Consider the following 18,838-nt stretch of genomic DNA (forward strand, 5'->3'; position numbering starts at 1 on the left):
CGGACAGACATATATCAACAAGAAATTGTATCTTTGCCCACTCAGAAAACTAAATAAGAGGAGAAAGTTTTGAGAAAGATTCTATTCATCACATTATTCGTTTTTTCTATTGGGAATATCGAAGCGCAAACAACAAGCGATTCCATCGTCATGAATTACTTGAAGGAAATGGGCGCTCCCGTTACTTACAACAATGAAGTGAAATTACTGATGACCGGTCATGACAAGTTCGTCGACCTCTTCGAGAATATCCGCCATGCCCGGCATCATATCCATCTGGAATATTTCAATTTCCGCAACGACTCCATAGCCAATGCCTTGTTCAGCCTTCTGGCAGAGAAGGTCAAGGAAGGGGTTGAAGTCCGCGCCATGTTCGATGCCTTCGGTAACTGGTCCAACAACCAACCATTGAAGGAACACCATCTGAAATCCATCCATGCCCAAGGCATCGAAATCGTCAAGTTCGACCCTATCACTTTTCCCTGGGTAAACCACGCCATACACCGCGACCATCGGAAAATAGTAGTAATTGACGGAAAGATAGGTTATACCGGTGGCATGAACATCGCCGACTACTACATCAACGGATTGCCTAAAATCGGTAAATGGCACGATATGCACATACATCTTGAAGGAGATGCCGTGCGCTATCTGCAAGGCATCTTCCTGACCATGTGGAACCGGGAGACGGGACAACACGTTGGAGGTCCCGCCTATTTTCCGGACACTCCGCAACTGCCCGACAGTATTGCCGAAGAAATAGCCATCGTAGACCGCACGCCACGCGAAACACCACGCTCCATCAGCCATGCCTATGCAGCTTCCATACAAGCCGCACAGAAGAATATCCGAATCGTGAATCCCTATTTCGTTCCGACCAAATCAATCCGCAAGGCAATCAAGAACGCACTGAAAAAAGGTACTGAAGTGGAAATCATGATACCTGCCGTGTCAGACATAGCCTTTACACCGGATGCCTCATTCTATATAGCACATAAGCTGATGAAGAAAGGAGCCAAGATATACCTCTTCAACGGCGGCTTCCACCATTCCAAGATAATGATGGTAGACAGCACTTTTTGCACAGTAGGTACCGCCAATCTCAACAGCCGCAGCCTGCGCTACGACTACGAGACAAACGCTTTCATCTTCGACCCCAAGACCACCAATGAACTGAATGCCATGTTCGAACGAGACATGCAAAACAGTACGCTGCTCACTCCTGAAGTCTGGAAAAAGCGTTCCGGATGGAAGAAATTCGTAGGCTGGGTGGGAAACTTGATGACCCCCTTCCTCTAAGTTTTTAATTTTTAATTATTAATCTTTAATTAATTCCCCTACCTTTGCGTTCGGATAAAAACAGAGCATTACATCATGAAACAATATTTAGACCTGCTGAACCGCGTACTGACCGAAGGCGTAGAGAAAAGCGACCGTACGGGTACCGGCACCATCAGCGTATTCGGCCACCAAATGCGTTTCAACATGGATGAAGGCTTCCCCTGCCTTACTACCAAGAAGCTGCATCTTAAATCAATCATATACGAACTGCTATGGTTCCTCCAGGGAGACACCAATGTGAAATATCTCCAGGACAACGGTGTACGTATCTGGAACGAATGGGCAGACGAAAACGGCGACCTAGGACATATCTACGGATATCAATGGCGCTCCTGGCCGAACTATAAAGGCGGATCCATCGACCAGATCAGCGAAGCTGTAGAAACCATCAAGCACAATCCCGACTCACGCCGGATTATAGTCAGCGCATGGAATGTAGGCGATTTGGACAACATGAACCTCCCTCCCTGCCACGCTTTCTTCCAGTTCTATGTCGCCAACGGACGACTGAGTCTGCAACTGTACCAGCGTAGTGCGGACATTTTTTTAGGAGTGCCCTTCAACATCGCTTCCTATGCCCTGCTCCTGCAGATGATGGCACAAGTTACCGGACTGAAAGCCGGGGATTTCATCCATACCTTAGGAGACGCCCATATCTATCTGAACCATTTGGAGCAGGTAAAGCTCCAACTATCTCGTGAACCGCGGGATTTGCCGCAGATGAGAATCAATCCTGATGTGAAAAGCATCTTCGACTTCAAGTTCGAGGATTTCGAGCTGATCAACTATAACCCGCATCCGCATATTGCAGGGAAAGTGTCAGTATAAATCCTATAATAAAAAGATAGAAAGAGAAAAGAATTTTACACACATATGATTAGTATTATCGCCGCAGTAGATAGAAAGAGAGGTATCGGTTATCAGAACCGATTGCTATTTTGGCTTCCCAATGATTTAAAGCGTTTCAAAGCCCTCACCACGGGAAATACCATCATCATGGGCCGAAAGACCTTTGAATCTCTCCCCAAAGGCGCGCTTCCCAACCGCCGCAACGTTGTTCTGTCCACTCAAAAAGATTTGCTCTGTCCCGGTGCAGAAGTTTTTCCCTCACTGGAAGAAGCACTGAACAGTTGCCAACCCAACGAACACGTCTACATCATCGGCGGTGCAAGTGTTTATCGCCAGGCATTCCCCTTTGCGGATGCCCTCTGCCTGACCGAAGTGGATGCAGAAGCCACTCAGGTGGACGCCTACTTTCCCGAAGTCGCTCCGACTGTATGGCAAGAAAAAAGCAGGGAGTCTCACCCCGCAGATGAGAAGCATCCCTGCCCTTATGCATTCGTCGATTATATCCGTCGGTAGAATCAATCTTCCTCTTCTTCTACCGTTATAGGCATCTGCCGCTTGATGGCTTCGTGAAAAGAAATCAAGGTTTCCGTACGCGCCAGTCCCAGCGGCTGCAACTTATCATGTATGATGCTCAGCAAATGATGGTTGTTGCGGGCATAAAGCTTTATGAACATATCATACTTGCCCGTTGTAAAATGGCATTCCACAATCTCGGGAATAGCTTCCAATGCTCTCGTTACAGCATCGAAGGAAGCAGGATCCTTTAGGTAGATACCGATATAGGCGCATGTTTCATATCCTATCTTCTCCGGATCAATCACATATTCAGAACCTTTCAATATACCTAAGTTTGTCAGCTTTTGAATGCGCTGATGAATGGCTGCTCCCGATACATTACAAGCTCTAGCCACTTCAAGGAAAGGAATGCGTGCATTATCGGCTATAAGTTTTAAAATCTGTTCGTCTAAAGTATCCAACTGATGATGTCCCATTTCAAATTCTAATGATTAATAAATTACTATATCTCCCGCATATCTATACGGCAACATGCAAAGTTAGCTATTTTTTCGCCAATAAAAATACGGTTTATAACTTTTCTTACAAAAAAAAGAATAATACCGCATATCAGGCATTTCAAAGCGTATACGCAAATTCCATCTCGCACGACTGGAAAATTGCAGATGAGCTTTAAAGATATTATCTTTGTCGTAGCAATAATAATGAACCGTTATGAAAAAGTATTCCTTATTCCTATTATGCCTGATGGCAGCAATATCCTTGCATGCCCAAAGCTTTGCCGATTATTTTGCCGATAAGACCCTACGTATCGACTATATCTTTACCGGAAATGCAGCCAAACAAGAGATATGCCTGGACGGACTGTCTTGTCTCCCCTCTTGGGCAGGAAGGAAGCATCACTTGTCTGAACTGCCCCTGCAAGGAAACGGACAAATCATTATGCGGGATGCTGCCAATGGCAACGTAATCTACAAAACATCCTTTTCTTCGCTCTTTCAGGAGTGGCTGGAAACAGATGAAGCCAAAGCAGTAACCAAAGGATTCGAAAACACCTTCCTCCTTCCCTATCCCCTTCGTCCTGCAGAAATAGAAATAACACTCCTTGACCCGCGTAGAAATGTACGGGCAAGCATGAAACATACGGTCAGTCCCGACGATATCCTAATACAGCAGAAAGGTACTGCCCACATCACACCACATAAATATCTGCTGCAAAGCGGCAATACAGACAAATGCATCGACGTAGCCATCCTTGCAGAAGGATATACTCCCGAAGAGATGCCGGTATTCTACAAAGATGCAGCCATTGCCTGCGAAAGTCTGTTTGCCCACGAACCCTTCCGGTCCATGAAAAAGTACTTCAACATTGTAGCAGTGGCCAGCCCCTCCGAAGACAGCGGAGTAAGTGTACCACGCCTCGGAGAATGGAAACGGACAGCATTCAGTTCTCATTTCAGCACATTCTATTCAGACCGGTATCTGACAACCTCCCGTGTCAAATCCATACACGATGCGCTGGCTGGAATACCGTATGAACACATCATCATCCTTGCCAATACGGAAGAATATGGCGGCGGTGGAATCTATAATTCCTATACCCTTACTACCGCCCACCATCCAATGTTCCGCCCCGTTGTGGTACATGAGTTCGGGCATAGCTTTGGCGGACTGGCCGATGAATATTTCTATGACAATGACGTGATGACAGATACCTATCCATTAGATGTGGAACCCTGGGAACAGAATATCAGCACGAGAATCAATTTCACCTCCAAGTGGGAAGACATGCTTGCACAAGGAACTCCCGTTCCTACTCCCTCTTCTGAAAGTGGAACATATCCCGTAGGTGTATATGAAGGAGCCGGCTATTCTGCCAAAGGCATCTACCGTCCGGCAGACAATTGCCGCATGCGTACCAATGAATATCCCACTTTCTGTCCTATCTGCCAACGAGCTATCCGCCGCATCATTGAATTTTATACAGAATAAGAACAAACTAAACTTAAAGAACTTATGATCAGACTTCAACGTATTACAACAGCTGACACAGACTTGTACAGCTATATGGAGAAATTAATGACTCAATCGTTCCCTTCAGAGGAGTACCGGGAACTGGAGGAATTGCGCAAGTATACAGATACCAAAACGCACTTCTATAACAATATCATCTTTCATAACAACACCCCGGTAGGCCTCATCACTTACTGGGATTTTGGACATTTCTACTATATAGAGCATTTTGCCATTGACCCCGCACAGCGTAACGGCGGGTATGGAAAGAGTGTACTGAACCATTTGTGCCAACTCTTAAAACATCCCATCGTCTTGGAAGTGGAAATACCCCAAGAAGAAATGGCTAAACGCCGCATTAACTTCTATCAACGGCAAGGATTCTCCTTATGGGAAAAGCCCTACCAACAACCACCCTACAAAGCAGGAGACAACTACCTACCTATGCTCATCATGGCCTATGGAGATATAGAATGTGGAAAGGATTTTGACTCTGTAAAGGAACACATCTACTGCGAAGTATATAATGTGAAATCTTAAAAATCCAATATACTTAAAACAATAAAGGTCGTTTCATTTGTTGAAACGACCTTTATTATATCTTAAATCAACTCTTACTGACGCGGTTGCGCAGAATAGTTAATCTTCAAAGCATAAGCTTGACGAAGAGCTTCCTTGATATCTGTTACGATACCCATTTTCGTATCTTGGTCAACTTTCAAAGACACTGTCATCTGTGGCTGATCTTCTTCTTTCATACTGGCACGTTCACCAATAATATAATCTTGAATTTCAGCAACTTCAGCATAACTGTCGTTCAACTGGATACGGCTCTCATTACCTAACTTCTTACGAAATTCGGCAGTAGGTTTTCCTACGTAGATAAACGTAACCAACGACTTCTTCTCCAGTTTCTCCAATTCCGTAGCTTGCGGAACCTTAAACTCAACCTTTAATGTTACCTCACGCATCGTTGTCACAATCATGAAAAAGAACAACAAGGTGAAGATAAGGTCAGGCAGAGAAGAAGTGTTCAACGCCGGCATCTCACGTTTACCAGTCTTATTAAATTTTCCCATTACTTCTTTTCTCCGTACTTTTTAGGTTCTGCCTCAGAAATTCTCTGAGGATAAATTTCACGAATTGCATCTTGCTGTTCTTGATCCAACTCAGCATAATTTTTCTGCCACTTCTCTTGAGCCAATTCATCACGCAACTCATTATAAGCTGCTACCAACTCATTCTGTACAGCCATATATGCCTTATAGGAAGAACCGCGGTCACAACGCAAAGAAACCACATGATTTTCCGTTACTTGAACCGTACCGAAGAAAGCAACATTCTTTGAAATCTTTTCCGGCTTCGTTTCATCATTGTACGGATTGGCAATGAATTCTTTTGTTTTCGCACGCAATTGGTCAACTGTAATATAATCATTCCCACACATTAACTGGTCCTGCATATTTAAGAAGACTTGCAGAACATTACGTTCTTTCTTCTTCTGGTCCTCAATCTTCTGGTCTTTTTCCGGTGGAGGCGGCAAACGTCTTGCCAAACCACGGTCAGTATCCATAGATGTCGTGATCAAGAAGAAAATCAGCAACAAGAATGCAATATCCGCTGTAGAACTTGAGTTAATATCAGGAACTTTTCTTTTTCCTTTTGCCATTGTAATTACTCTTTAGATTGATTTACCTCAATCGGTTATGATAATTTCTTCTTAATGCTACTAAAAATGATTGCCAAGATTGTACCAGCAAACAAGATATAGATAGAATAGAGGAACATATCAGTAAGCTTCAACCAGAAAGGAACATTTTCAGTTCCGCTATAACCCGGAATAACGAGTGGCTCTTCACTACCCATAGCCCAAGAAATAACAACAACTGCAACCAATATAACCAAACCGATCAAAGATTTCAACGCTGCTCCCGGATTATCTTTCAGTGCAGATCCAAATTGGAACACAACACCAACCACGGTAGCAATAATAGCTATAAAGAACAAGACATACATCAAATAAATCAATGCGTCTGTCTGAGCCGGTTGCCACATTTCTGCGTCAACACTCATCAATACTGCATCGCCCTGAGCATCTCCACCGAAGTAGAACAAGCCTAACACTACCAAGATGATAGCGAACATGACATACAGTACGTAGTATGATACTTTATATGATAACTTAGCCATCTTAATTATTTTTTGTATTTCAAGTCATATTTGATAACCATATCCAACAGTGAGATAGAAGAATCTTCCATTTCACTTGTCAAAGCTTCAATCTTAGACAAGATATAGTTGTAGAATACCTGCAGAATCAAAGCAACGATCAAACCGAAGATAGTAGTGATCAAGGCAACCTTCATACCACCTGCTACAACCGTCGGAGAGATATCACCTACCTGCTGAATCTTATCAAATGCCTGCACCATACCGATTACAGTACCCAAGAATCCCAAAGACGGAGCCATAGCGATGAACAGTGTAATCCAAGAGCAACCTTTTTCCAAGTAACCAGCTTGTACACCACCATAAGATACTACAGACTTTTCTACTACGTCAATACCTTGGTCAATTCTCATCAGACCTTGATAGTAGATAGAAGCAATAGGACCTCTTGTGTTACGTGCGATGTCTTTAGCAGCTTCAACGTCACCTTTTTCCAAAGCAGCTTCGATAGCAGACAAGAACTTCTTTGTATTGATTTCAGCCAAACTCAAATAAATGATACGTTCAATACAGAATGCAAGACCGATAACCAATGCGATAGCTACCAAACTCATGAAAGATGCAGTACCTTCAATGAACTTTGTTTTAATCTCTTTGTGGATACCACCTTCTGCAGCTTCCATAGCGGCAGGAGCAGCAGCGTCAGCAGCAGGTGCTACAGCTGCTTGTTCAGTTTGTTCAGCTGCAGGAGCATCTTGAGCCTGAGCAAGTTGAGTTGAGCCAAATGTTAAGACTCCCATCACAGCAACAATTGCAAATAACTTTTTCATTGTGTGTCTAATTTTTAAGATTAATTAATTAATTTGTTTATTTATTATAATTTGTTGTTTTATCTCCATTTTATCACATTGCGGAGAGACGGGGATTCGAACCCCGGATACCCTTTAGGGGTATACACGCTTTCCAGGCGTGCCTCTTCAACCACTCGAGCATCTCTCCAATAGACGCCTTTTCTGAAATCGGGTGCAAATTACAAAAAAAATGCGAACCACAAGCGTTTTCAGCTACAAATGTATTCTTTTTTTTGTTGTTCTGCCTCATTCTCCCCGTTTTATATTAAATAAAATCTCAAAATTAATAAACTTTAAAATCTTAAAGAGCTTATTTGAGCATTCCGAACACTTTTAAAGCGTTATCAGAAGTAACCTGAGCCACCTTTTCAGGAGAATTCCCATAGATTCCGGCCACCTTTACCAAAGTATCCTTAACATATGCGGTTTCGTTCCTCTTGCCTCGATTGGGAACCGGAGTCAGATAAGGGGAATCGGTTTCCAGCACGATACGTTCCAAAGGAATATTCTTCAAGACTTCGGGCAAAGTTGATTTCTTGAAAGTCACCACACCATTTATTCCTATCATGAAATCCGCAAATTCCATAATCCTGCAGGCCTCTTCCGAGGTCCCCGTAAAACTATGGAAAATTCCTTTCAAAGGAGTCTGCCGATAAAGTTTCAACACATTATATATATGGTCGAACGCTTCCCTACAATGCAGCACTACCGGCAAATCGTATTCCAAAGCCCACTCAATCTGCCTGCCCAACGCCCTTTGCTGTTCTCTGAGAAAAGTCTTATCCCAATACAAATCCATACCAATTTCACCAACTGCAACAAATTCGTTCGATGAGGCCAGCTCCCGGGCCACTATATCCAACTCCTTTTCATAATCCGCATCCACAGACGTGGGATGCAACCCAATCATTGGATAGCAATACCCCTTATATTCACGACACACCCGAAGCATAGGCTTTATGGTGGTACTATCGATATTGGGCATAAAAATATGCGTGACTCCTGCCTCACGGGCACGGGCCATCACTTGGGGCAAATCCCCTGCAAACTCTTCTAAAAAAAGATGGGAATGTGAATCAATCAATCTCATTCTTCAACTTACTCTTTGCGTTTTTCACCAGTACGATAATAATAGATTATTCCATAATCACGGCATAAATCCAACCGTTTCTCATTAGGAGTAACCTCCTCAAATTTTTTTTCCACCTGGTTCCATATATGCAGAATCAACTCATCCGCTTCTGCACGCATCGAAGCCAAGGTGTCCAAACTGCGGGCTGTTAAAAATTGAAGATTCTTTTGTTTCTCATAACTATCCATGAAAATATCATAATGCACCCTCACTTTTGCAATCGTAGGGTTATAAATGGGAATTCCTCCCTGAGATATACGCTTGTTTTCCCCATCCACGATTTTACGCCCCCACTCTGCCAAAGCAGGCTCTGTCGATAAATCAGGCACATTATTGTTGCTTGTGTCCAAACCGTAATATTCCTTATGAGCAATACGCACTTCAGAACGGATGACAGCTAAATTCAACACCTGGATAAAATGAGAAATATACAGACGGGCAGTCTTTACATTAGCCTGATGCTTACGTCCCGCCCGAGCCTGCCGCTCAAAACAGTCGGCATAATAAGCTTGCGCAGCTTCAAACTTTGTAAGAAAATTCCGCGCATCAGTCAACGCCTTCAAAGATACGGCCAAATCATACACATTACATATATCACCCTTGACGACCACTGCTTTCAGCGCCCGTATTCTCGCTTGATCTGTATTAGGCAATCTTCTATAAGGCATTTCTCCCGGATTTAAGTTACACTTCCCGATGCATCAAGTTAGCCATCAAGCTCTTCAATTCTTCCTTCTTTTCATCCGCCACGTTCACCGCCAATAAACTTTCCATTGCGCGCTCACAATACTCTTCCATTTTTTTCTCACACAACTCCTTGACACCAATCTGGTTATACAGTTCCGTCACCGCAGCAACCTTCTCCTCCGGATTGAATGAAACAGCATCCACCCAAGCATTCAAATAAGTCAACTGGCCTTCATCCGCATGTTCAAAAGCCTTTATCAGCATGTAGGTCTTTTTATTGCACAGAATGTCACCTCCAATATTCTTTCCAAAGACGGCAGCATCACCATAAACATCCAGGAAATCATCTTTCAACTGAAAAGCGACACCCAAGTTCATGCCAAAATCATACAACAGCTCCGCATCTTCAGAAGAAGCCCCTCCCAAAAGAGCACCAATCTTCAGACTTGCAGCCAACAATACCGAAGTTTTCAGACGAATCATTTCCAGATACTCCTCTGCCTTCACATCTTTCCGATGTTCAAACTCCATATCCAGCTGTTGCCCTTCACAGATTTCAAGTGCGGTCAAGCTAAATATATCCATCACTTCTTTCAAATGTTCAACCGGGCATTGAGCCATAAACTGATAAGCCAATACAAGCATTGCATCCCCCGAAAGAATGGCAGCATTGTCATCCCAGACTTTATGTACTGTATCCTTGCCACGGCGACGGTCTGCACGATCCATCAAGTCGTCGTGCAAAAGAGTATAATTATGATACACTTCAATACCCATTGCAGGATTAAAAATACGGGTAATATCCTCCTGATACAGATTGTAGGCCATCAACATCAATACCGGACGGATTCTTTTTCCACCCATGGACAGCACATAGGTAATGGGAGCATATAAACCTTGAGGAGTACGGGTAAACTGCAATTCTGCAATATGAGAATTTATTCTTTCTAAAAGCTCGGAAGCTGTAAACATGACATTTTCAGAATTTAGGAAATAGCGGATAATGAAAAGAGGCTGCATTCCGGCAGCCTCTCCCACTTATAGATATTTTATTACTGCAATCTAAACATTACAGGTACAGTATACTTAACGCGAACGGGTTTACCACGCTGCATACCGGGCTTCCACTTCGGCATACCCATAATCACGCGGACAGCTTCTTTGTCCAAATACGGATCAACACCTCTCAAAACTTTAGCATCTACAATACTACCATCCTTATTAACCACGAACTGTACAGTTACACGACCTTGAGTTCCGTTTTCCTGTGCAATAGTAGGATATTTGATGTTCTTGCTCAGATACTGCATCAGACCAGCCATACCACCATTCGGAAATTCAGGCATCTGTTCTACCACTTCGAAAATAGTCTGTTCTTCCGGTTCTTCTTCTTCCACTGCTACGGGAACATATTTAATTTCCACAGCCTGGTTCAATTCTTCAGAAGATACGATAGCAGTTTCTTCCACGTCAGCATCGTCCTCAACAATAGTCAAGGTTTCTGCAATTGCAGGAGCTTCGGGGGGCGGAGGAGTAACCTGCTCCGGTTGTTCCGTAATAGGAATAATTTCCTCTTCAAATACTAAGTCGGCAACAGCCTGGCTCGTATCAATCTTGATGTCACGCTTTGTCCACTCGAACGCAACAAACATGAAAGCGAGCACAATCACATAACCGACAAGCAGCCAAGTCGACTTCTTACTCTCCAAGTCTGCCTTAGGTGATTTCTTAATTTCCATAATTTATAATATAATTTTAGTGTTTCTCATTTGGGGCAAATATAACACTTTTCCCAAGAATGTTCACGCACTGCTGTTTTTTTTTACACAATAGGCGCTCCATTTTCATTTTTTTAATCCTTCAAAAGCCTCCATGTGCTTTTGTGCCACAAATGTAACGAGATATTTTAAAAATACCGTATCTTTGGCAAGAATTTTAAATGAAATATTGAAATTTTCTGTTTTGCAGGTGTTATACCTATATAACTATAGTATAAAAGTCATGAGAAAGATAACAATAGCAATCGACGGCTTTTCCTCTTGTGGAAAAAGCACTATGGCCAAAGACCTCGCCCGCGAAATCGGCTACATATATATAGATAGCGGTGCCATGTATCGGGCAGTAACATTATATAGTATGGAGAATGGTATTTTCCAAGGTGACCGCATAGATACCGAAAAACTTAAAAGTCTAATAAAGGATATACATATCTCTTTCCGCCTGAACCCCGAAACCGGACGCCCGGACACCTACCTGAACGGAATAAATATAGAAAACAAAATCCGTACCATGGAAGTGTCTTCACGTGTCAGTCCCATTGCAGCATTGGATTTCGTACGCGAAGCTATGGTGGCACAGCAACAAGAGATGGGCAAGGCCAAAGGCATCGTTATGGACGGGCGCGACATCGGCACTACCGTTTTCCCGGATGCCGAGCTGAAAATTTTTGTAACTGCCAGCCCCGAAATACGGGCACAACGCCGCTATGATGAACTGAAGGCCAAAGGGGAAGAAGCCAGCTTTGACGAAATTCTGGAAAATGTGAAACAACGGGACTATATTGACCAAAACCGGGAAGTAAGTCCGCTGCGCAAAGCTTCTGACGCTTTATTGTTGGACAACAGCCACCTGACCATTTCCCAACAAAAGGAATGGCTGGCCGAACAATTCGAACGGGTTATAAAGGAGAAGAACTGAACCGGATATGGCAAAAGTAGAAATAGACGAAGGCTCCGGCTTCTGTTTCGGAGTTGTCACCGCAATAAACAAGGCAGAAGAGGAACTGGCGAAAGGAGGAACCCTCTATTGTCTGGGAGACATCGTGCACAACAGCCGTGAAGTGGAACGCCTGAAAGCAATGGGACTGATTACCATCAACCATGAGGAATTCAACCACCTCCACAACGCCAAGGTGTTGCTTCGCGCTCATGGAGAACCCCCCGAAACTTATGACATTGCCCGCCGCAACAATATAGAAATCATTGACGCAACCTGCCCGGTCGTACTCCGCCTGCAAAAGAAGATAAAGCAAGAGTATGTCCAGGAAGACGGCCAAGACAAACAAATTGTCATCTATGGCAAAAATGGACACGCCGAAGTACTGGGACTGGTAGGTCAAACTACGGGAAAGGCCATCGTTATTGAAAAGCAGGAGGAGGCAAGGAAACTGGATTTCAGCAAAGACATCCGGCTCTATTCCCAGACCACAAAATCTCTGGACGGATTTCAAAACATTGTAAAATACATAGAGGGACACATCTCACCGGAAGTTACTTTTGAATCATACGACACTATCTGTCGACAAGTAGCAAACCGGATACCCAATATCCGAAAATTTGCCGCTTCCCATGATTTAATATTCTTTGTCAGCGGTAAAAAAAGTTCCAACGGCAAGATGCTGTTCAGTGAGTGTAAAAAAGTCAATGCCAATTCACATTTGATAGACAGTGCCGAAGAAATAGATAGTTCTCTGTTAGCCGGTGCCAATTCCATCGGTGTCTGCGGAGCCACTTCCACCCCTAAATGGCTGATGGAAGAAATTTCAGAAGCCATAAAGTCAAAACTTAAATAACAGTTTGTCATCCTTTTGGAACAGCAAATTAACGTAATTTATTAGTCACGGCCTCAGCTTTTTCCTTATCTTTGCGGCATGAAAAAATAGTCCAAATCTATTTTTCATCATGATTATTAATACTAAACAAAAAGATTGTTATGGGAACAGTTAAGTGCATTGGTATCTTGACATCAGGAGGTGATGCTCCGGGAATGAACGCAGCCATACGTGCCGTGACACGTTCGGCTATTTACAACGGACTTTCAGTTAAAGGTATATATAGAGGTTACAAAGGTCTGGTAACCGGCGAAATCAAAGAATTCAAAAGCCAAAATGTCAGCAACATCATCCAGCTGGGTGGTACAATCCTGAAGACAGCCCGCTGCAAAGAGTTCACGACTCCCGAGGGCCGCCAGATTGCTTACGACAACATGAAGAAAGAAGGCATTGACGCCTTAGTGATTATCGGAGGCGACGGTTCGCTGACCGGTGCTCGTATCTTTGCACAAGAGTTTGACGTGCCTTGTATCGGGCTGCCGGGAACTATCGACAATGACCTTTATGGAACAGATACCACTATCGGCTACGACACCGCGCTGAACACGATCCTGGATGCTGTGGACAAAATCCGTGATACAGCCACTTCCCATGAGCGCTTGTTTTTCGTAGAAGTCATGGGACGCGATGCCGGTTTCCTCGCTCTGAACGGCGCCATCGCCTCCGGAGCAGAAGCAGCCATTATCCCGGAATTCAGTACGGAAGTAGACCAACTGGAAGAATTCATCAAGAACGGTTTCCGGAAATCCAAGAACAGCAGTATCGTACTGGTAGCCGAGAGTGAACTGACCGGCGGTGCCATGCACTATGCAGAGCGTGTAAAGAACGAATACCCCCAATATGACGTACGCGTAACCATCCTCGGTCACTTGCAACGCGGTGGTAGTCCTACGGCACACGACCGTATCCTTGCCAGCCGTCTGGGCGCAGCCGCCATCGACGCCATCATGGAAGGACAGCGCAATGTCATGATAGGCATTGACCACGATGAAGTGGTATACGTTCCTTTCACGAAAGCCATCAAAAATGACAAACCCATCAAGAAAGACCTTGTAAATGTACTGAGAGAACTGTCGATCTGATGACAGCCAGTTCAGATACCCCATAAACAGAGAAGGCGCCATATGCGCCTTCTCTGTCTTTTTACAACCATTTCTTCACTATACTTTCCGTCCTCTCCCACAGTTCTTCCATCTGTACATGCCGGGTATACTTCTCCGAAAGAGACTTGGGACGGCAACTGGCATTCAATGTACCCGTACGTTTACCGGCATCCTCATCCAGCAATAAGCTGACAGCCGTTGCAGCTCCCTTACGGGGAGTACGGATGAAAGGCCTGAAAAGTATATCTGTCAGCGGGTCAAACCACATATGCATGGTAATGATATTGGTAGACACAATCCCTGGATCAGCCGCATTCACAACAATACCTTTGTGCTTGACACGACTGGCCAAGTCGATGGTGAACAGAGTCAATGCCAGCTTCGTGTTGCTATATATAGGAATGCGCCAAAAGCCACCCTTCTTTCCCCGGAGGAAAAAATCCGGAAAGTCAAGATGACCGATGGCATACGTACAAGATACCATATTCACAATACGGCTCCCCTCTCCCATCAATGGCAGCAGCTTGCGGGTCAGCAGGTAAGGCCCTACATAATTGACACTCACCGTCCGTTCCAGTCCGTCTTCGGTAATGCGGCGTTCCGTTTCCATAGTTCCGGCATTGTTCATCAGCAATGCCAACGGCTCTCCCCGCTTCAACAGATGCTCTGCAAATGCGGCCACTGAAGCCAGAGATGCCAAATCAACGGGAGCAATCTCAATACGCGGATTACCGGTTTCACGCATCAGCAGTTGCCGCTTGGGTTCGGCAGTTTGAGGGTCACGGCATGCCATGATGACCTGATAGCCGGCAGTTGCCACTGCGCGGGTAATTTCCATGCCCATGCCACCGTCTGCCCCGGTTATAACAGCTAAATTCACTTTAATAATTAAAAATTGAAAATTAAAAACTAAAAATCAGCCTTTCGCTTCGATTTTCTCTATCTCCTTTTTCAGACAAGGTGGAAGCTCCTCCTTCAAATGCTGATGGCATGCCATCTCGATGGAATACATCCGGGCAATGCAGTAATTACTATGCCGGCAGTTGCAACGTGCATTCTCTTCGGCACGCATGCGGTTGACGAACCCTGGCTCATTGAGCAGAGCGCGCGCCATTTGCACCGCCTCGAAGCCGTCATCCAGCACCTCATCTATCTTATCCCTGGAAACCAGGCCACCCACATAAACCAACGGTATCTTCAAGGCGGCACGGAATTTCAAGGCATCTTCCAGGAAATAAGCTTCCTTAAACGGTACGCTCGGTATCATCCATTTGCCTACCATGCGTACACCGTATTTCAACCACCAGCAGGTCATGTAATGCGTCATGCTGCGGATAGGCATTTCGCCCCGCATGACATACATCGGCGCCTTACTGACGAACCCACCGCTCAAGACCAGCGCATGTGCTCCCGACTGCTCCAGCCTCCGGGCCACCTGCATCGTCTCGTCCAGTTCCATCCCTCCACGGAAGCCATCGCGCATGTTCATCTTCACCAGCACAGCCATATCACTGCCGGCAGCCTCCATCACTTCTTCCATCACCATATCCATAAAACGCATACGGTTCTGCAACGAGCCTCCGAACTCGTCTTTCCGATGGTTGGTGGACGGGGATAAGAACTGGCTGATGAGATAGCCATGCCCTGCATGAATCTCTACAGAATCAAATCCGGCCTCCCGTGCCAGATTCACCGAACGTCCATAAGCACGCGCCATCTCCGGCAGCTCATCGGCACGCAGTCCGCGCACAAAGGTAGGAGAATAAAGATTGAAACCGGAAGATGCGCCGACGGGCATACAACCGCAAATGCTCTTATGGGACATGTTGCCACAGTGTCCCAATTGGATGCCTGCCGCAGCCCCCTCCGCATGTATGGCATCAGTCAGCCTACGGAGTCCGGGGATAATTTCAGGACGCATCCACAACTGGCGGTCAAAAGACAAACCGCTCTGAGTAACTGCCGCATAGGCAACAGTAGTCATACCTATACCTCCCGCCGCTACCGACCGATGATAGTCGAGCAACATGTCCGACGGAGCGTTTCCGGGACACATGCTCTCGAAAGCAGCCGAACGGATGGTACGGTTACGCAAGGTCAACGGTCCGAAAGTGACGGGGGTGAATAACTTGGATTCCATCGTTATGAGTTATGAGTTATAAGTTATGAATTATTCATTTTCCATTTTCAACTCTCCATTTTCCATTAATAAAGAAATGGAATGATGCGTTTGCGCTTTCCTACCGCCTCATCACCAAACTCCTCCCGATAACGGCGGTGAATGGCATCGGCACGGGGAACAAGGTTGGCAAACGTCCACCAGACGAACACCCAGGCGGCGGGAGAAGCTGTGAGTATGGCAAACCCCGTCCATTCCACCAGCTCACCGAAATAATTGGCAGAAGTGACGTATCGGTAAAGCCCTTTTCCGGGAAGATAATGCTTCGTATCACCCGGCCTGCGCAGATGACGTATCACATAGTCGGAATGCAAATTGACGAACATACCCGCAAAAAACAGAATGATTCCCAACAAGGCATGAGGTTTCAGCAAATAGGCCCAGCCATCGGCATACAAGCCTTCGGGAGCAAAATAGAACAAACCGCCCGCCTGCATCATCCCGTTCAAAAGGTTGAAGACGATACCCATCGCCATAATAGCTACCGGCATCCGGCTTTTACCTTTCAGCAGGAACGGAAAAATAAAGGCCCGCTGAAGATAGTGCAACTGAAACAGCAGGAAAAAGAAATATACCGGCACGGCAAATCCCGCTCCACTCTTCCCCCACAACCCAAACATGACGATGAATACCGGCGCTTCCATAAGCACCCACGCCAGTTTATTATTGATGGAGATTCCCCACGAGGCAGTACGGAACATGCCATAACCCGCTTTGACAAAATAGAGCGCAATAAAGACAACCAATGCCACAGCACTCATTACCCACAGAAATATCTGAAAAGTTTCCTGATTCATAGTTCTTTATTTATGCGAAGCAAAGATAAAGAAAACTCACAACAAACAAATCGTTTTCCCCGGATAATTGTTTTTTCATGCAAAAACCAGTGTTTTTTACTGAGAAGATTAAGCAGTAGAGATACAAAAATCTAATCGTTCCATCATGGAGTAAATTTCATTCCACCATGGAGAAAAAATCGTTCCACCATGGTGGAACGATTTTTCCCCCGTGATGGAACGATTTAAAAGATACAAGTCTAATCCTTACCGTTTCTTAATGGGCACATAAGTCACCTCATCCAAAACATTCTTATAGGCAGGACGGATAATACGCTTACCTTCAAAGTTCAATTCTTCATTGCGATGTGCACACCAACCGACAATACGTGCCATAGCAAACAAAGGCGTGAAGATTTCCTGCGGCAGTCCAATCATCTCGTAGACAAAGCCCGAATAGAAATCCACATTGCTCGAAACCGTCTTTCCATTATTCTTCACACGGCCAAACACATCAATGGCGCGCTCCTCGAGCAGTTCAAGGAAAGCGAACTCACGTTCTTTCCCTTTTTCGCGGGCAAGGTCGCGGGCAAGCTCCTTCAGCAGAATGGCGCGCGGGTCGGAAATGGTATAGACGGCATGTCCGATACCATATATCAAACCGGTCTTGTTATAGACTTCCTTGTTGAGCATGCGGGTGAAGTAAGTATCAATCTCATCCACGTTCGTCCAGTCCTGAATGTTTTCCTGCAGATGGTGGAACATATCGGCAACCTGAATATTGGCACCTCCATGAAGCGGCCCTTTCAAGGAACCGATACCTGCCGCTATCGAAGAGTAAGTATCCGTCCCGGTAGAAGAAGTGACACGTACGGTAAAAGTGGAGTTGTTACCACCACCGTGCTCGGCCTGAAGAACCAACAGCAGGTCGAGTGTGCGGGCATCCAGCTCCGTGTAGTCCTTCTTCAGCATATAGAGGAAATTCTCGGCAATGGAAAGGTTTTCCTGCGGATGGCGGATATGCAATGAACGGCCATGGGTGGCATGGCGAAGCATGTTATAGGCATACGCAATGATGGTCGGGAATTTCGAAATAAGCTCAATGCTCTGCCGCATCAGATTATCGCGGGAAGTGTCATCTGCATCAGGGTCAAAACGATACATCTCGAGCACGCTGCGCGCCAGGATGTTCATAATGTTGTTTCCTTCAAGTTCAATGATATTCATCTTGGTCTTCTGTTCCAGCGGCATGTTGTCGTTGATGAGCTCACGGAAAGAAGAGAGTTCTTCCTTGTCGGGCAGGCGACCGGAAAGCAACAAGTAGGCAATTTCCTCAAAACCGAAACGCTTCTCTTTGATGATGGCGTGTGCCAAGTCATCCACATCATAACCGCGGTAGAACAATTTGCCGGGAATAGGCTTCAGCCCTCCACCGGGGATGCGTTCATAGCCGACCACATTGCCTATTTTGGTCAACCCCACCAAGACTCCCGTGCCGTCCTCATTACGCAAACCGCGCTTCACATCAAACTTCCTGAACAGTTCATTCTCAATCCGGGTAGCTTCCTTCAAATCTTCGGAAAGCTTGTAAATCAGATACTCCTTCTTCATA

The 18,838-nt window shown here is 45.2% G+C and carries 21 protein-coding genes and 1 tRNA gene; 8 read left to right on the forward strand and 14 right to left on the reverse strand.

Features of this window, described 5'->3' with window-relative positions; translation table 11 throughout:
* Positions 1 to 117 precede the first annotated feature (117 nt).
* From cls to ITJ87_RS18195, 3 genes are all read left to right on the forward strand, one after another.
* Positions 118 to 1,299: a cardiolipin synthase gene (gene cls, locus ITJ87_RS18185; RefSeq protein ID WP_255425205.1), complete on the forward strand. Its 1,182-nt coding sequence runs from the start codon at positions 118 to 120 to the stop codon at positions 1,297 to 1,299.
* Positions 1,300 to 1,374: 75 nt separating this feature from the next.
* Entirely contained in the window at positions 1,375 to 2,169 is a 795-nt protein-coding gene (locus ITJ87_RS18190; RefSeq protein WP_117964117.1) for a thymidylate synthase, read from the forward strand.
* Positions 2,170 to 2,214: 45 nt separating this feature from the next.
* On the forward strand, positions 2,215 to 2,703 hold the full coding sequence (locus tag ITJ87_RS18195; protein ID WP_117964116.1) for a dihydrofolate reductase: 489 nt from the start codon (positions 2,215 to 2,217) through the stop codon (positions 2,701 to 2,703).
* A 2-nt stretch (positions 2,704 to 2,705) separates the two neighbouring features.
* On the opposite strand, the gene ITJ87_RS18200 is transcribed toward ITJ87_RS18195, so the two are convergent.
* Positions 2,706 to 3,182: an Lrp/AsnC family transcriptional regulator gene (locus tag ITJ87_RS18200; RefSeq protein WP_005827104.1), complete on the reverse strand. Its 477-nt coding sequence runs from the start codon at positions 3,180 to 3,182 to the stop codon at positions 2,706 to 2,708.
* A gap of 238 nt (positions 3,183 to 3,420) precedes the next feature.
* Between ITJ87_RS18200 and ITJ87_RS18205 the strand changes: the two genes are divergently transcribed.
* The gene (locus tag ITJ87_RS18205) at positions 3,421 to 4,698 is read left to right on the forward strand and encodes an IgA Peptidase M64 (protein ID WP_117964115.1); all 1,278 of its coding nucleotides are present in this window, start codon (positions 3,421 to 3,423) and stop codon (positions 4,696 to 4,698) included.
* A gap of 24 nt (positions 4,699 to 4,722) precedes the next feature.
* The gene (locus ITJ87_RS18210; RefSeq protein WP_117964114.1) at positions 4,723 to 5,259 is read left to right on the forward strand and encodes a GNAT family N-acetyltransferase; all 537 of its coding nucleotides are present in this window, start codon (positions 4,723 to 4,725) and stop codon (positions 5,257 to 5,259) included.
* Between the two features lie 74 nt (positions 5,260 to 5,333).
* Here the strand turns inward: ITJ87_RS18210 and ITJ87_RS18215 are convergent, their stop codons facing one another.
* The 9 genes from ITJ87_RS18215 to ITJ87_RS18255 form a co-directional block, all read right to left on the reverse strand.
* Positions 5,334 to 5,798 (reverse strand): biopolymer transporter ExbD, encoded by a 465-nt coding sequence (locus tag ITJ87_RS18215; RefSeq protein WP_025833345.1) that lies wholly within the window; start codon positions 5,796 to 5,798, stop codon positions 5,334 to 5,336.
* Entirely contained in the window at positions 5,798 to 6,388 is a 591-nt protein-coding gene (locus ITJ87_RS18220) for a biopolymer transporter ExbD (protein ID WP_117600035.1), read from the reverse strand. The genes ITJ87_RS18215 and ITJ87_RS18220 overlap by 1 nt, the downstream gene beginning before the upstream one ends.
* A 35-nt stretch (positions 6,389 to 6,423) precedes the next feature.
* Positions 6,424 to 6,909, reverse strand: coding sequence for a hypothetical protein (locus ITJ87_RS18225; RefSeq protein WP_117600034.1), 486 nt, complete (start codon positions 6,907 to 6,909; stop codon positions 6,424 to 6,426).
* 5 nt (positions 6,910 to 6,914) lie between these two features.
* Positions 6,915 to 7,718 (reverse strand): MotA/TolQ/ExbB proton channel family protein, encoded by an 804-nt coding sequence (locus ITJ87_RS18230; RefSeq protein WP_117964113.1) that lies wholly within the window; start codon positions 7,716 to 7,718, stop codon positions 6,915 to 6,917.
* An 81-nt stretch (positions 7,719 to 7,799) separates the two neighbouring features.
* Positions 7,800 to 7,887: transfer RNA gene (locus tag ITJ87_RS18235), tRNA-Ser, on the reverse strand.
* A gap of 162 nt (positions 7,888 to 8,049) precedes the next feature.
* Positions 8,050 to 8,829 (reverse strand): TatD family hydrolase, encoded by a 780-nt coding sequence (locus ITJ87_RS18240; RefSeq protein WP_117600032.1) that lies wholly within the window; start codon positions 8,827 to 8,829, stop codon positions 8,050 to 8,052.
* 8 nt (positions 8,830 to 8,837) lie between these two features.
* On the reverse strand, positions 8,838 to 9,539 hold the full coding sequence (locus ITJ87_RS18245) for a hypothetical protein (RefSeq protein WP_117964112.1): 702 nt from the start codon (positions 9,537 to 9,539) through the stop codon (positions 8,838 to 8,840).
* A gap of 16 nt (positions 9,540 to 9,555) precedes the next feature.
* A complete protein-coding gene (locus ITJ87_RS18250; protein WP_117600078.1) occupies positions 9,556 to 10,530 on the reverse strand; it encodes a polyprenyl synthetase family protein in 975 nt (324 codons plus the stop codon).
* Between the two features lie 80 nt (positions 10,531 to 10,610).
* The gene (locus tag ITJ87_RS18255) at positions 10,611 to 11,297 is read right to left on the reverse strand and encodes an energy transducer TonB (RefSeq protein ID WP_117600030.1); all 687 of its coding nucleotides are present in this window, start codon (positions 11,295 to 11,297) and stop codon (positions 10,611 to 10,613) included.
* A gap of 262 nt (positions 11,298 to 11,559) precedes the next feature.
* Here ITJ87_RS18255 and cmk point away from each other — a divergent pair, with 262 nt between their 5' ends.
* The 3 genes from cmk (at position 11,560) to pfkA (ending at position 14,250) form a co-directional block, all read left to right on the forward strand.
* The gene (cmk, locus tag ITJ87_RS18260) at positions 11,560 to 12,255 is read left to right on the forward strand and encodes a (d)CMP kinase (RefSeq protein ID WP_117964111.1); all 696 of its coding nucleotides are present in this window, start codon (positions 11,560 to 11,562) and stop codon (positions 12,253 to 12,255) included.
* 7 nt (positions 12,256 to 12,262) lie between these two features.
* A complete protein-coding gene (locus tag ITJ87_RS18265) occupies positions 12,263 to 13,129 on the forward strand; it encodes a 4-hydroxy-3-methylbut-2-enyl diphosphate reductase (protein WP_117964110.1) in 867 nt (288 codons plus the stop codon).
* A 140-nt stretch (positions 13,130 to 13,269) separates the two neighbouring features.
* Positions 13,270 to 14,250, forward strand: coding sequence for a 6-phosphofructokinase (gene pfkA / locus ITJ87_RS18270; protein ID WP_005827137.1), 981 nt, complete (start codon positions 13,270 to 13,272; stop codon positions 14,248 to 14,250).
* 61 nt (positions 14,251 to 14,311) lie between these two features.
* Here the strand turns inward: pfkA and ITJ87_RS18275 are convergent, their stop codons facing one another.
* From ITJ87_RS18275 to ITJ87_RS18290, 4 genes are all read right to left on the reverse strand, one after another.
* A complete protein-coding gene (locus tag ITJ87_RS18275) occupies positions 14,312 to 15,151 on the reverse strand; it encodes an SDR family oxidoreductase (RefSeq protein ID WP_117964109.1) in 840 nt (279 codons plus the stop codon).
* 36 nt (positions 15,152 to 15,187) lie between these two features.
* Positions 15,188 to 16,411 carry an NADH:flavin oxidoreductase gene (locus ITJ87_RS18280; protein WP_117600026.1) on the reverse strand — a complete coding sequence of 408 codons (1,224 nt, stop codon included), beginning with the start codon at positions 16,409 to 16,411 and terminating at the stop codon, positions 15,188 to 15,190.
* A gap of 65 nt (positions 16,412 to 16,476) precedes the next feature.
* Positions 16,477 to 17,247 (reverse strand): DUF1295 domain-containing protein, encoded by a 771-nt coding sequence (locus ITJ87_RS18285; RefSeq protein ID WP_005827144.1) that lies wholly within the window; start codon positions 17,245 to 17,247, stop codon positions 16,477 to 16,479.
* Between the two features lie 246 nt (positions 17,248 to 17,493).
* Positions 17,494 to 18,837, reverse strand: coding sequence for a citrate/2-methylcitrate synthase (locus ITJ87_RS18290; RefSeq protein WP_057097550.1), 1,344 nt, complete (start codon positions 18,835 to 18,837; stop codon positions 17,494 to 17,496).
* Position 18,838 lies beyond the last annotated feature (1 nt).

The organism is Bacteroides sp. HF-162, from assembly GCF_015679285.1.
Taxonomy (GTDB): Bacteria; Bacteroidota; Bacteroidia; order Bacteroidales; family Bacteroidaceae; genus Bacteroides; species Bacteroides uniformis.